Genomic DNA, 14154 nt, shown 5'->3' with positions numbered 1-14154 from the left:
AGTAAGTGATTGCATGAAGGAACCGGAAAATATTTTGGGCAATAAACAACATTTTTAATGCTGTCCAGGGATAATTTTTAGTTCCTTTATTAAGGCAAATCACTCTTTAATTAAAAGTCCGCTCATTAAAATTTTAATGAGCGGACTTTTTTGTTTTCAATAAATAGAAAAGGGTGGAGAAGCCTCCACCCTTTTCGTCCCAAATCTTACCATAAACTTAACCTACTTATGCTATGGCGATACTAAAATACTGGTATTGTGAGAAATAACAAAAATATTTACGAAATATTATCTATATATTTTTTTTGCCAATGGAGGTTATTAACAAAATAATGTTGTCCGATTAAGGTTAAAATACTGATATTCAGTAATAAAAAAGGCGAAGCTAAGCTCCGCCTTTTTTCCCCAAATCTTACCATGAACTTAACCTACTTATGCTATGGTCCTCCAAAAGTAACCTAAAGGTAGTTGCGTAAAAAAGGTTTTAGACAAACTTCCCAATTATAGGTTGAAATACTTTTTATAATTGGGTTCTGCACATATTACCAGGAAGTGTATGCAATAATAAATTAAGAAGATATTACCCAATATGTAAAATCTGGGCAACCTTTGCTTGTAATACAGGTACCACCTCAGTTTGAAACCAGGGATTCTTTGTCTGCCAAAACCTATTTCTGGGAGATGGATGGGGCAGCGGAATGTATTTAGGCAAAAAATCCCGATAGTTCTTTACCGTTTCGGTCAAGGTTCCTTTTGCGCTCTTTTCCAAATAATAATTCTGGGCATGGGTACCAATAAGAATAATCAATTTCAAATGGGGCATATTTTCCAGCAATGCACTGTGCCATAAAGGGGCGCATTCCTGTCTAGGAGGCAAGTCTCCCCCTTTACCCTTCCCCGGATAGCAAAAGCCCATGGGCATAAGAGCTACTTTACTTTCATCATAAAAAACAGAATCCGAAATATTGAGCCATTTCCTCAGCTGCCTACCGCTGGGATCATCCCACGGAATTCCGGTTTGGTGGACCTTGGTTCCAGGAGCTTGGCCAATAATGATAATCCTGGCTGTGGGGTGTGCCGCCACTATGGGTCTGGGACCCAAGGGCAAATAAGACTTACAAACTTGGCAACTCCTTATTTCTGATAATAGTAATTCCATTACTTTTTTCCTGACACCACAATAACGATCTCACCTTTGGGCGGATTATCCGTATAATGCTGCAAAACCTCCTTTACCGTTCCCCTAATGGTTTCTTCATACATTTTTGACAACTCCCGTGAAACCGAAACCTGTCGGTCCTTTCCAAAAAAGGTCTCAAAATGGGACAATGTCTTAACCAACTTATGTGGGGATTCGTAAAATATGATCGTCCTGGGTTCCTCGGCCAATAAAGTAAGCCTAGTTTGTCTTCCTTTTTTTACGGGCAAGAAGCCTTCAAAAACAAATTTATCGTTGGGCAGGCCACTATTTACCAAAGCAGGCACAAAAGCCGTTGCCCCGGGCAGACAATCTACCTCAATGTTATTTTCTACACAGGCACGTGTAAGTAAAAAACCAGGGTCGGATATGGCCGGGGTCCCGGCATCCGATATCAATGCAATATTATCACCAGACTGCAATCTCTTAACTATACCATCTACCGTCCTATGCTCATTGTGCATATGGTGACTTTGCATAGGGGTTTCAATACTGTAATGGTGCAATAATTTGCCGCTGGTTCGGGTATCCTCGGCCAAAATAAGGTCTACTTCCTTGAGCACCCTGATAGCGCGGAATGTAATATCCTCCAAATTACCTATAGGAGTAGGTACTATATATAATTTCCCCATTAATTCTATTAAACACCCACATGGCTTGAAATTGCGGGCAAGAGACGGCAAAAATAATGAAAATCATTACGCATAAGTTCCATTAAATGCCAATAATACCGATTTACGCAAATTTACGGGCAATTACATTCATAAACCGCTGTTCGTAATCCTCTTTGCCCTCCCAATGGTTATAGTCCGGTTTTACCATATTGGTAATAAATGAAATGGAACGTTCCTCACTGTCTATAGTACTCAACTGGGACAGTACCCTGTTGTAATCCTCCATATTATTGTTAAAGAGATGCTTTACAAATGCCAAACGATCATTTAAATCCACTTTCAGCGTTTTTTTAGAACCGTGCTCCACGGATTGGGCGGTACCACCAACTTTTACGGTTTTCACTTCTTTGGGCATAAATAAGTCCTTATCGTTCTTTATCAGATCTGGTTTGTTGGTGAACTGGGACAAAACTTCATCTATGGTCGTGGCACCGGGCATTTCCGATATCATATCCTTAATAGTATCGATACCTGGAATAATAATATCCTCTTTATGAGGGTTACTTTCAGGTACAGATGAATTCGCGTTTAATACCGAATTGGCCATTGTTTCAAATTTGGCCGCAATAGCATTCTTGGAAACATCTATCTCAACTTCATTTAATTTCTCCTCAATATATTTTAGAACTGCCAACTTTTCATATAGCTCCCTTGCAGTTTCATATAAGGCAGAGAAATCGTTTAAGTTTCTCGAGGTTATTATTTCTGTGGATAATTTTCTCAATTCCTCTTTAAGTCTCTTTTTCATCTGAATATATTTTTAATTAGTTGGAGCTCAATTTGAGTGCCAAAAATAACAATTCCTTAAAGGTAATAACACTGGGTTATAAAATGAAGTAACCAAGATTACCAACTTTTACCAATATTAATACTGGAAGGATTATTTTTTTAATAATTTTATCCCTCCTAAAAATCAAACGGAAAACAAATTACTTTAGTCTAAAATTACAAAATGTTTCTCGAAAATACTGTTAACCCTAAAGAACAATTCGGTTGGATCGAAGTAATCTGCGGTTCTATGTTCTCTGGCAAGACCGAGGAACTGATCCGGAGGCTGAAAAGAGCCACATTTGCCAAGCAAAAAGTGGAAATTTTTAAGCCCATGGTAGACAAAAGATATCACGAGGAAATGGTAGTTTCCCACGATGCCAACGAAATAAGGTCTACTCCGGTACCCGCAGCTGCAAATATACGTCTCTTGGCAGACGGTTGTGACGTTGTCGGGATTGATGAAGCCCAATTTTTCGATGATGAAATCGTAACCGTATGTAACGATCTGGCCAACAAGGGTATCCGAGTGGTCGTGGCCGGGTTGGATATGGATTTCAAAGGCAATCCTTTTGGGCCCATGCCTGCCCTTATGGCAACTGCGGAATATGTTACCAAAGTACATGCCGTTTGTACGCGAACCGGCAATCTGGCCAACTATAGTTTTAGAAAAGCCAACAATAATAAATTGGTATTTCTTGGAGAAACCGATGAATATGAACCCCTTAGTCGGGCTGCATACTACAAAGCCATGTTAAAGGAAAAAGTGAATGCCATTGAAGTTAATTCCGAACAAGTACTACCTCCTCAAAAAAAATCGAATGACTAAGGTTGGAGAAACCGTTCTGGAAATCGACCTGAGGGCACTGGAACACAATTATCATTATTTAAGATCGAAAATTGATCCCAAAACTAAATTTCTAGGAGTGGTGAAGGCATTTGCCTATGGCAGTGATTCCATTGCCATTGCCCAAAAATTGGAGTCCCTTGGTGCAGATTACCTAGCTGTAGCCTATACTTCTGAAGGAGTGGCATTGAGGAACGCAGGTATAAAATTGCCTATTTTGGTACTTCACCCCCAGCAGGTGAGTTTTGCCACAATGATAGAAAAATGTCTGGAACCAAGTCTATATTCCCCTGCTATTTTAAGTTCTTTTTTAAAATTGGCAAAGCAACTCGACCAAAAGAATTACCCCGTCCATATCAAATTCAACACCGGTTTAAACCGGTTGGGCTTTGGAGAAGAGGATTTGGAATTTATTGTTAAAACACTTGAGGGATCAGAACAGATTAAAATCAGCTCTATGTTTTCACATTTAGCGGCCTCCGAAGATTTGAGTGAAAAGGAGTTTACATTGGCACAGATACAACTTTTCGAAAATATTAGTTCTCAACTTATTGCCAATTTGAATTGCAAAACCTGGAGGCATATACTGAACACTTCGGGTATAATAAATTATCCTGAAGCACAGTATGATATGGTAAGAAGTGGAATTGGCCTCTACGGTTTTGGCAACGAAGCCTCCGAAGATGAGAAATTAATTCCCGTGGCCACCCTTAAAACGATCATATCACAGATTCATAAAATTGCACCAAATGAAAGTGTAGGTTATAATAGGGCATTTGTTTCCAATAAGTCCATAGTAACTGCAACACTTCCTTTGGGCCACGCTGATGGAATTGGCCGTCAATACGGCAATCGCGTTGGACAGGTTTCCGTAAAGGGAAAGTTGGCGCCCATTATTGGGAACGTATGTATGGATATGATTATGGTAGATGTCACAGGAATTGATTGTAAGGAAGGTGACGAGGTCATTGTTTTTGGCAAGAAACCTACTGCAGAGTTTTTAGCCTCTTCTGCAAAAACGATAACTTACGAGCTCCTTACCGGAATTTCGCAACGGGTAAAACGAATTTATATCGATTAGATTTATTCAAAATCTACTTCCTTGTATATCCATAAAAGGGATTGACAATTAACAGATTTATCATTTGGACATAGCATTTTTATTTTAACATTTTGTTGTGAATTCTTTTTTTAGCTAAATTGCACATACTAATAATCAAATAAAACAGTAATTATGTTTAAAGAATTTAAGAATTTTATTATGACCGGCAATGTCATTGATTTGGCCGTTGCAGTACTGTTGGCGGGAGCTGCGGGCTTGGTTGTCAGCGGATTTGTCAACGATATAATGATGCCTATCGTAGGGTATTTTACAGGAGGTGTAGATTTCTCCGATATGCAAATTGTTCTTGCAGATGCCGTCTTGGCAGCTGACGGTACGGTTGAAAAACCGGCAAGCGCCATCCGTTATGGGGCTTGGGTAAATTCTATAATTAACTTGATTATTGTTGGTTTTGTTTTATTCATTATTGTAAAGGCCTACAATAAAACCAAAACTCCACCGGCACCTCCTGCTCCAGAAGCGCCAAAAGGTCCAAGTCAGGAAGAGCTTTTGACTCAAATCAGGGATTTATTAAAAAAATAATGTCATTATAAAAGTATTGGGCCTTGAAGTCTTTTCATGGTCTAACCGCTTCACTACCAACTAACCAACAAAAACCGTCAACTAAGATTCGCTATCCAAGTTGACGGTTCTTTTTTGAAAGGATGTGTTTTTTGTAACAATTTGTTATATTTTTAATACATTCTGATTTATGTATTGTTTAATACCCTATTATCTGTACATTTGCCAACTGAAATATTAATTTAATCGTAATGAAAGTAGCTGTAGTTGGTGCAACAGGGATGGTAGGGGAAGTGATGCTAAAAGTATTGGCAGAACGTAATTTTCCAATAACTGAATTATTGGTGGTAGCCTCTGAAAGATCTGTGGGCAAAAAATTAACCTTCCAAGGTAAGGAACATACTCTAATTGGCCTAGAAACTGCGGTAGCCGCCAAACCGGACATTGCCATTTTCTCTGCGGGAGGAGACACTTCTTTGGAGTGGGCCCCAAAATTTGCAGCCGTTGGTACCACAGTAATAGATAATTCTTCAGCCTGGCGTATGGATTCCACCAAAAAATTGGTGGTTCCCGAAATAAACGCGACCGAACTCACCAAGGATGATAAAATAATAGCAAACCCAAACTGTTCCACTATTCAGATGGTATTGGCATTGTCTTCCCTTCATAAAACCTACAAAATGAAGAGGGTGGTCGTCTCTACCTACCAGTCGGTTTCCGGAACAGGGGTAAAAGCCGTTCAGCAATTGGAAAATGAAATTGCCGGAATACAGGGAGAAATGGCCTATCCATATCCCATAGGAAAAAATGCTTTGCCTCATTGCGACGTGTTCTTGGACAATGGCTATACCAAAGAAGAAATGAAGTTGGCCAGGGAGCCACAAAAAATATTCAATGACAGATCATTTTCCGTAACTGCTACAGCTGTGCGCATCCCAACTGCCGGGGGTCATTCGGAGTCGGTCAACGTAGAATTTGAGAACGATTTTGAACTATCTGAAGTAAGGAGGTTATTAAGTGAGACCCCAGGGATTGTTGTTCAGGACAATACAGATACGAATACTTACCCAATGCCTATTTATGCACATGGTAAGGATGATGTTTTTGTAGGAAGGATTAGAAGGGATGAAACACAACCCAATACCTTGAACATGTGGATAGTCGCGGACAACCTAAGAAAAGGAGCAGCTACGAACGCAGTACAAATTGCAGAATATTTGGTTCAGAACCAATTAGTGTAATTTATTCACCTAATATCATCGTCGAAAATACAACTCTTCCCTAAGGGTGCCAAGAGTAGAAGATAAGATGTTAAAACCTTTGTAACAACCATTTACAAAGGTTTTTTTTATGCTATTTTTGGCTCAATAGTATTAATTACATGAACAAATCAATATTAATCCCGTTAACGGCAATACTCGTTTTTGCCTGTGAGCCCACTCCCAAAAAAAAAGAAGCAATCGTTTTGAATTATCCCATTTCTAAAAAAGTTGATTCCGTAGACACCTATTTTGGCACCAAGGTCAATGACCCTTTCCGTTGGTTGGAGGATGATAGAAGCCCCGAAACCGAAAATTGGGTAAAGCAACAAAATAGGACTACCTATGGCTATCTGAACAAAATTCCGTTTCGCAAAGATTTGAAAAAACGCCTGGAACAATTATGGAATTACGAGAAGCTGGGGTCGCCTTTTAAAGAAGGCAATTATACCTATTTCTTCAAGAACGATGGCCTGCAAAATCAAAATGTGCTATACCGTAAGAAGGGGGAGAAGGAGGAGGCAGAGATTTTCTTGGATCCCAATTCCTTTTCAGATGATGCCACAACCTCTTTAGCGGGGATAAATTTTTCCAAGGATGGCTCCATAGCGGCTTATTCCATTTCGGAAGGCGGAAGTGATTGGCGAAAAGTACTCGTAATAAATGCCGAAAATAAGTCCATTGTTGAAGACACTTTGGTTGACGTAAAATTTAGTGGGGTCTCATGGAAAGGAAACGAGGGTTTCTATTACTCCAGTTATGACAAACCCAAAGGCAGTGAACTATCGGCAAAAACCGACCAACACAAACTTTACTATCATAAACTGGGCACCTCCCAGAATGAGGATGAAGTGGTATTTGGTGGTATTCCAGCAGAAAAACACAGATATGTTGCCGGCTATGTTACAGAAGATGATCGCTATTTGATTATTTCAGCCGCAGTTTCTACTTCGGGGAACCGATTATATATTAAAGACCTGAGGCAATCCGGAAGCAATCTAACCACAATTCTGGATTCAACGGACACCGATAGCCAAGTAATACACAATGTGGGGTCCAAGCTGTTTATTTTGACCAATAGAAATGCCCCCAATAAGAAAGTTGTAATTGTAGAAGCCGATAAGCCCACACCCGAACATTGGATCGATTTAATTCCTGAAGCACAAAATGTGCTTTCCGTTAGTACTGGCGGAGGTTATTTCTTTACGGAATATATGGTAGATGCCATTTCCAAAGTGTACCAATATGACCACGAAGGTCGCATGATACGCGAACTTATACTTCCAGGACTGGGAAGCGCCGGCGGTTTTAGTGGCAAAAACAAGGAAACCGAACTCTACTTTACGTTTACCAACTATAATACCCCTGGGTCCTCCTATAAATACAATATCAATACCGGTGAATATTCGCTTTACTGGAAACCTGAATTGGATTTCAATCCGGAAGGATACGAATCCAAACAAGTCTTCTATTCCTCCAAGGACGGCACCAAAATACCAATGGTCATTACCCATAAAAAAGGTTTGGAATTAAACGGCAAAAATCCGACCATACTGTACGGTTATGGAGGATTCAATATTAGCCTAACCCCCACCTTTAGCGTTACCAATGCGGTTTGGATGGAACAAGGCGGAATCTTTGCCGTACCTAATCTACGAGGTGGTGGCGAATATGGCAAAAAATGGCACGATGCCGGTATCACAATCAAAAAACAAAACGTCTTTGACGATTTTATAGCTGCCGCTGAGTATTTAATCGACCAAAAATATACCTCAAGAGACTATTTGGCCATTAAAGGGGGATCCAATGGTGGTCTGTTGGTGGGCACTGTCATGACCCAAAGACCAGATTTAATGAAGGTAGCCTTACCAGCCGTAGGCGTTTTGGATATGCTCAGATACCACACCTTTACTGCAGGTGCGGGATGGGCCTATGACTATGGGACTTCTGAAGACAACGAGGAAATGTTTAATTACCTAAAAGGATATTCCCCCGTTCATAATGTTAGGACAGGTGTACAATACCCTGCAACCCTTATTACCACTGGCGATCATGACGACAGGGTAGTACCCGCACATAGTTTTAAGTTTGCGGCGGAACTGCAGCAAAAGCAAACAGGGAACAACCCAACCATAATACGTATTGAAGTCAATGCCGGCCATGGAGCAGGAACGCCAGTGAGCAAGACCATTGAGCAAAACGTGGATATATTTGGATTCACCTTGTTCAATATGGGCTTTAAGGAACTCCCGAACAAGGGAGTTTTAAAAGATTTTAAAGATTATTATAAAAAAAATCAATAATTTTGTTCTAAAGTCCGTTTCTTTTAGAAATGGACTTTTTTTATCGCCTAAAGTTACATTTTTTATAGTTTTAGCCCATGTTACAAGTCAATTCCCTTTCGTTCGCTTATGCTAAAATACCGGTATTGACCGATATTGGTTTTAAGGTAGCCAAAGGTGAACACATTTCCATAGTAGGGGAAAGTGGCTGTGGAAAAAGTACCTTGCTCAAAATTATTTACGGCCTACTACAACCCAATCAGGGCGATATATTCTGGGGAGAGAAAGAGGTGATGGGCCCTAATTTTAATCTTGTTCCCGGTGAATCCTACATGAAATACCTCTCGCAGGATTTTGATCTAATGCCTTTCACAACGGTGGCAGAAAATGTAAGTCAATTTCTATCCGTTTTCTATCCTGAGGAATTAAATACAAGAACAGCTGAATTGTTGGAAATGATTGACATGGTTCCCTTTGCCAAGGTAAAGGTTAAAAACCTTAGCGGTGGCCAGCAACAGAGAGTAGCACTGGCTAGGGTTTTGGCACAAAAACCGGAATTACTGCTACTGGATGAGCCATTTGGCCATATAGACAATTTCAGAAAAAATCAACTGAGAAGAAATCTCTTTGCATACTTAAAAAAGGAAGGGATCAGTTGCATAACGGCCACCCATGACTCCCTAGATATTCTTCCATATGCCAATAGGATCATTGTTCTTAAAGATCAGGAAATAATGGTAGATGCAAATACCAAAGATCTATATAGTAACCCAAAAAATATTTATACAGCCACCTTGTTCGGGGAGGCCAACCTTATTCCTATAAACATCATAAAATCTTATGGCGATGTAGAACGAAATATTATTGTTTACGCCCATGAATTTAGGGTCTCACATAAATCCGGAATTCCAACAACAGTAGAAAAATGTTATTTTATGGGAAGTCACTTTCTAATTGAAGGGCTATCTGGAGAGCACAGAATTAGGTTTAATTCCGATGAATCCCTAACCGAAGGAAGGCAGGTCTTTCTAAACATTGCTCTTGAAACCATTAACCAACGTCTAAAACCCTTATAGGCCATTGAACAAGGAAGGCATTATTCAGGAGCTAAAATTTAAAGCCGTGCGGAGCAGTGGTGCAGGGGGACAGAATGTAAACAAAGTTTCATCCAAAGTGGAACTGACCTTCGATCTGGAAAACTCCGATGCCCTGACTGAATTGGAGAAAAATAGACTCCTCAAAAAACTGTCCTCCAAGCTGAGTAAAGAAAACCTTCTTTTAATGCAATGCGAGGAAACCCGCAGTCAACACAAAAACAAGGAACTGGTCATTCAAAAATTCCTTGAGACGATCCAAGTAAATTTGGTTGTCCCAAAAAGAAGAAAAAAGACCAAACCCACTAGGTCAGCTATTGAAAAGCGACTAAAAAGTAAAAAGCGGGCCGCCCTAAAAAAAGTAAACCGCAGTAAGCCTAAATTGGATTAATCCCTTTAAAAATCAGCCATTCCTTCTAATCCTCAAAAACCGCAACAGCTCGGACGGGCGACCCGGTACCCCCCCGAATTTTTAAAGGCAATCCAATAAATCGAAATCGCCCACGACCAATTAAAAGGTGTAAATTGATCATATTTTCATAGTGGGTAAAGCACAACTCGCCACAAATTTGATGTACTTCCCTATTGGAAATGCCTGGAATTCCGGGCGACATCATTTCTACGCCAAATGCGGAAATCGCCTGTTCTCCCAACCACCTGGCTGCCGAGGCACTCAATCCTGGTCCACTGGACCAATCCAAGCTGCCATACGTTCTTCTATAGTGATCTGTGTACAATAAGACCGTGTCCCCCTTTTTTATCGTCATATTGGCCGAGGAACAAGCAGACATCAAATCCATGGGCTCAATTAATTCTTTTGGCGCCTTGTGCGACAAATCCAAACAAATCCCCTCCGTGTAGAACATGGAGAGGGGCATAGTGTCTATGGATTGGCCCCTAAATTCTTTAGCCATATGGTTCAGGGCATCCACATGGGTTCCAGTGTGCTCACTCATTTCCAATTTGTATACACTGGGGGAAACCATATTGCTATCGGCAATCCCGTCCCATTGTTCATGCGAGGCATACATCTCCATCTTTATCTCCGGAAGGCTCTTATAAACGGGCATCCCGGGAAAAATATCTTGGCTTAGGTCAATGATTTCAGACATAATTAGATTAAAAAACAGGATTAATATTTAAAACTTCGGTCTCTATAAGCAAGTAAAGATTATTCTATTTGCCGTAGTTGAATCTCCTTTGCATTAAAAAAAACAATGTCACCTACTACTTTCCCCATTAACAATTTCCCAACCGGAGTATTTGGTGCAATGGCATAGAAGGAAACTCCGTCTACCCTTATTTCACCTGCGCTGATTCCTATATAGAAATTCTGATGGTTGGTATATACAACACTTCCCAGTCCAATATGGGACAAATTGGTTTTTAGGGGAATCTTCTTGAACAACTCTTGAAGTAAATTTACTTCGGCAAGCTGTTTGCCCAATTTTTCACGCTCCAACTGAATCATTGCCCGACCGGTTTCATGCTTGTCCCCAGCACTACTTTTCGTCTCAGAACCCAAGGCCTCCTGCAAGGAATCAATATTATTTTGAATCCGCTTTAACCGACTCTCAACAAATAATTGACAAAATCCATATAATTGTTGTTTAAGCGGTTGGTCCATTCAGAATACATTAATTTAAATTTATACAATTTTTGCCATTTTTAACTTTTGGCCTACTTGGCCAAATTGGCCAATTCCTTTCCTATCAAACTGCCGATGGCAATACCCATCCCCCCCATTCTTACCCCGCAATAAACCTGATTACTGAGTTGTTTTACAATGGGTTTTTTTTGTTTGCCCATTCCCATTATACCGCTCCATCTTTGGTCTATTTCAAAGGGAGTATTTGGTAAAATAATGGTTCGCAGTATCTTCTCAAGCCTATCCTGAATCAAAGTGGTTTCCCCAAAAGATGTAGTTTCCTCACCCCTAAAATCCAAATTCCTTCCCCCTCCAAATAGAATTCGGTCATCAATATTCCTAAAATAATAATACCCTTCATCCAAATGAAAAGTTCCCTTGATGGTTAGGTTTTCTATTGGTTTGGTAATCAGTACCTGTGCTCGGGCTGGTTTTACTGTTTCTGTAATTAATTGGGATGCAAAACCATTGGTTGCAATGAAAAGTTTGTTGGTCCTAAATTCGAAATGATCGGTTTTAATCGTAACATGGCCTTCGTTTTCCACATAACTGTCCACACCAATGGCATTTAGGATCGTTACACCGCTATTTTGTACCTTTTCTAGCAGGGTTTTCATCATTTTACCGGTATTGATCTGCCCTTCGAACGGACTGGAGATATAGTTCTCCTGTATACCCCTAAAACCAAAGCTGTTTGGGTGCACTTGAAAAGTGTCGGCCTTAAATACAGGTTTCAAAAGGGCATTCACCTTTTCCAAACTATCCAGACAATGCTCATAAAGATTCTCTTGTTCTTTTAAAAAAACCTCATGCCCTCCGTAGCTCTGAAAATCCATTTCTTTATCCCCAATATTCTCCCGAAGTAATTGTACTCCCTCCCAGCGTTTTTTTACCAATTGCAGGACTTCATCCTCGGAATGCTTCCGCAAATCCGACAAAATCTCCGAAATACTGCCGAAGCACGCAAATCCCGCATTTTTTGTACTTGCCCCTTGGGGCAGCAGGCCTCTTTCCAGTACTAAAACCTTAGCCTTAGGAAATTGTTTCTTTAAATACAACGCACAATTAAGCCCTACTATCCCACTTCCTACAATAGTGAAGTCTATGTTGGACAACCACGTTTTATATTCCCAATAACTTAGATTCATAGATGGCAGGTGCTTTTATGATCAATATAACAATTGTAGAATAAAGGTATTATTTCTTTGGGGATATAAAGGGACAACATTAAAAGCTTAATGACATAATCCTTTATACAAAGAAGGCGAAGTAATCTGCAGGTATGATACAGTTTACTTCGCCTTTACAATAAATTAATTTTCTTTTACTTCTAACCCTTATTCCACTGGCTGTGGTGCCATAACAAAGTCTTCCATAAACTTGGTCGTGTAATTGCCCGCCAAGTAATCTGGGTGATCCATAAGCTGTCTATGAAAGGGAATGGTTGTCTTAATTCCTTCTATTACAAACTCATCCAAGGCACGCTTCATTTTATTGATGGCTTCCTCCCTTGTTTGAGCCGTTGTAATTAGCTTGGCGATCATAGAGTCATAATGTGGAGGAATGGTATAACCGCTATAGACGTGTGTATCCAATCTAATCCCATGACCCCCTGGAGTATGTAAGGTAGTTATTTTTCCAGGTGAAGGCCTAAATCCGTTGTAAGGATCTTCGGCATTAATTCTGCATTCTATGGAGTGTAGCTTTGGAAGATAATTTTTCCCAGAAATAGGTACTCCACCTGCAACCAATATTTGCTCCCTTATAAGGTCATAATCTATTACCTGCTCTGTTATGGGATGCTCTACCTGAATCCGGGTGTTCATTTCCATAAAATAAAAGTTCCGGTGTTTGTCCACTAGAAATTCTATTGTACCAGCGCCTTCGTATTTAATATATTCCGCAGCCTTTACCGCTGCTTTCCCCATATCCTCCCTCAATTTATCCGTCATAAAGGGTGAAGGAGTCTCTTCGGTTAATTTTTGATGGCGCCGTTGAATGGAGCAGTCCCTTTCCGAAAGGTGACATGCCTTGCCGTATTGGTCTCCAACAATCTGGATTTCTATATGGCGCGGTTCTTCTATCAACTTTTCCATATACATGCCCCCATTACCAAAAGCTGCAGTTGCCTCTTGAACAGCACTTTCAAAAAGACTCTCCATTTTCTCCTCGGACATTACGGCACGCATTCCCTTACCTCCACCACCAGCAGTGGCTTTGATCATAACTGGATAACCCATCTTTTTGGCCACTTTTTTAGCATCGGCTACATCTTTAAGCAAGCCTTCAGAACCCGGCACACAAGGTACACCAGCTTTTTTCATGGTCTCCTTGGCCGTTGCCTTATCCCCCATCTTGTCTATATGATCGCCTGTAGCACCAATGAATTTTATATCGTGCTCAGCACAAATTCTGGAAAATTTGGAGTTTTCAGAAAGAAAACCATACCCTGGGTGAATGGCATCGGCATTGGTAATTTCGGCAGCAGCAATAATATTCGGAATCTTTAGATATGATTGACTACTTGGAGGGGGGCCAATACAAACCGCCTCGTCCGCAAAACGAACGTGCAGGCTTTCCTCATCAGCTTTAGAATATACCGCTACCGTTTTAATACCCATTTCCTTACAGGTCCTGATAATACGTAGCGCTATTTCTCCCCTATTTGCAATAAGTATCTTTTTAAACATCTTTTGAAATTTTAAATTTTGTATTCTAAATTTTAAATGATTCTGAACGACCAAAAATAGGTGTCATTCA

At 40.2% G+C, this 14154-nt stretch carries 14 protein-coding genes; 7 read left to right on the top strand and 7 right to left on the bottom strand.

The genetic code is table 11. From position 1 onward, the window contains the following. Nucleotides 1-580: 580 nt before the first annotated feature. The 3 genes from CWD91_RS02360 to CWD91_RS02350 all read right to left on the bottom strand — a co-directional run bounded on the left by CWD91_RS02360 (nucleotide 581) and on the right by CWD91_RS02350 (nucleotide 2620). Nucleotides 581-1159, bottom strand: coding sequence for a uracil-DNA glycosylase family protein (locus CWD91_RS02360; RefSeq protein ID WP_103439328.1), 579 nt, complete (start codon nucleotides 1157-1159; stop codon nucleotides 581-583). Next, complete coding sequence (gene rsmI / locus CWD91_RS02355; protein ID WP_103439327.1) at nucleotides 1159-1830, bottom strand: 16S rRNA (cytidine(1402)-2'-O)-methyltransferase; 672 nt, start codon at nucleotides 1828-1830, stop codon at nucleotides 1159-1161. Before rsmI ends, CWD91_RS02360 begins: the two co-directional genes overlap by 1 nt. A gap of 103 nt (nucleotides 1831-1933) precedes the next feature. Next, complete coding sequence (locus CWD91_RS02350) at nucleotides 1934-2620, bottom strand: hypothetical protein (protein WP_103439326.1); 687 nt, start codon at nucleotides 2618-2620, stop codon at nucleotides 1934-1936. A gap of 204 nt (nucleotides 2621-2824) precedes the next feature. On the opposite strand from CWD91_RS02350, the gene CWD91_RS02345 reads away from it, so the two are divergent. The 7 genes from CWD91_RS02345 to arfB all read left to right on the top strand — a co-directional run bounded on the left by CWD91_RS02345 (nucleotide 2825) and on the right by arfB (nucleotide 10137). Beyond that, nucleotides 2825-3469, top strand: a complete 645-nt coding sequence (locus CWD91_RS02345) for a thymidine kinase (protein ID WP_103439325.1) — start codon at nucleotides 2825-2827, stop codon at nucleotides 3467-3469. Further along, nucleotides 3462-4568, top strand: a complete 1107-nt coding sequence (gene alr / locus CWD91_RS02340) for an alanine racemase (protein WP_103439324.1) — start codon at nucleotides 3462-3464, stop codon at nucleotides 4566-4568. The genes CWD91_RS02345 and alr overlap by 8 nt, the downstream gene beginning before the upstream one ends. A 153-nt stretch (nucleotides 4569-4721) precedes the next feature. Continuing rightward, the gene (gene mscL / locus CWD91_RS02335; RefSeq protein ID WP_103439323.1) at nucleotides 4722-5132 is read left to right on the top strand and encodes a large conductance mechanosensitive channel protein MscL; all 411 of its coding nucleotides are present in this window, start codon (nucleotides 4722-4724) and stop codon (nucleotides 5130-5132) included. 230 nt (nucleotides 5133-5362) lie between these two features. Then, the gene (locus CWD91_RS02330) at nucleotides 5363-6352 is read left to right on the top strand and encodes an aspartate-semialdehyde dehydrogenase (protein ID WP_103439322.1); all 990 of its coding nucleotides are present in this window, start codon (nucleotides 5363-5365) and stop codon (nucleotides 6350-6352) included. A 140-nt stretch (nucleotides 6353-6492) separates the two neighbouring features. Further along, nucleotides 6493-8673, top strand: a complete 2181-nt coding sequence (locus CWD91_RS02325; RefSeq protein WP_103439321.1) for a prolyl oligopeptidase family serine peptidase — start codon at nucleotides 6493-6495, stop codon at nucleotides 8671-8673. 77 nt (nucleotides 8674-8750) lie between these two features. Next, nucleotides 8751-9728, top strand: a complete 978-nt coding sequence (locus CWD91_RS02320) for an ABC transporter ATP-binding protein (RefSeq protein ID WP_103439320.1) — start codon at nucleotides 8751-8753, stop codon at nucleotides 9726-9728. Between the two features lie 4 nt (nucleotides 9729-9732). After that, on the top strand, nucleotides 9733-10137 hold the full coding sequence (gene arfB / locus CWD91_RS02315) for an alternative ribosome rescue aminoacyl-tRNA hydrolase ArfB (RefSeq protein WP_103439319.1): 405 nt from the start codon (nucleotides 9733-9735) through the stop codon (nucleotides 10135-10137). Nucleotides 10138-10162: 25 nt separating this feature from the next. On the opposite strand, the gene CWD91_RS02310 is transcribed toward arfB, so the two are convergent. The 4 genes from CWD91_RS02310 to accC form a co-directional block, all read right to left on the bottom strand. Further along, complete coding sequence (locus CWD91_RS02310) at nucleotides 10163-10858, bottom strand: cyclase family protein (RefSeq protein ID WP_103439318.1); 696 nt, start codon at nucleotides 10856-10858, stop codon at nucleotides 10163-10165. Nucleotides 10859-10917: 59 nt separating this feature from the next. Beyond that, nucleotides 10918-11373, bottom strand: a complete 456-nt coding sequence (locus CWD91_RS02305) for a 3-oxoacyl-ACP synthase (protein ID WP_103439317.1) — start codon at nucleotides 11371-11373, stop codon at nucleotides 10918-10920. 53 nt (nucleotides 11374-11426) lie between these two features. Further along, nucleotides 11427-12542, bottom strand: a complete 1116-nt coding sequence (locus tag CWD91_RS02300; RefSeq protein WP_103439316.1) for an NAD(P)/FAD-dependent oxidoreductase — start codon at nucleotides 12540-12542, stop codon at nucleotides 11427-11429. Between the two features lie 189 nt (nucleotides 12543-12731). Then, nucleotides 12732-14084: an acetyl-CoA carboxylase biotin carboxylase subunit gene (gene accC, locus CWD91_RS02295; RefSeq protein ID WP_103439315.1), complete on the bottom strand. Its 1353-nt coding sequence runs from the start codon at nucleotides 14082-14084 to the stop codon at nucleotides 12732-12734. Nucleotides 14085-14154: the final 70 nt, after the last annotated feature.

The sequence above is a fragment of the Arenibacter hampyeongensis genome (assembly GCF_002909255.1).
GTDB classification, from domain to species: Bacteria; Bacteroidota; Bacteroidia; order Flavobacteriales; family Flavobacteriaceae; genus Arenibacter; species Arenibacter hampyeongensis.
This window is presented reverse-complemented; position numbering and strand designations above follow the sequence as displayed.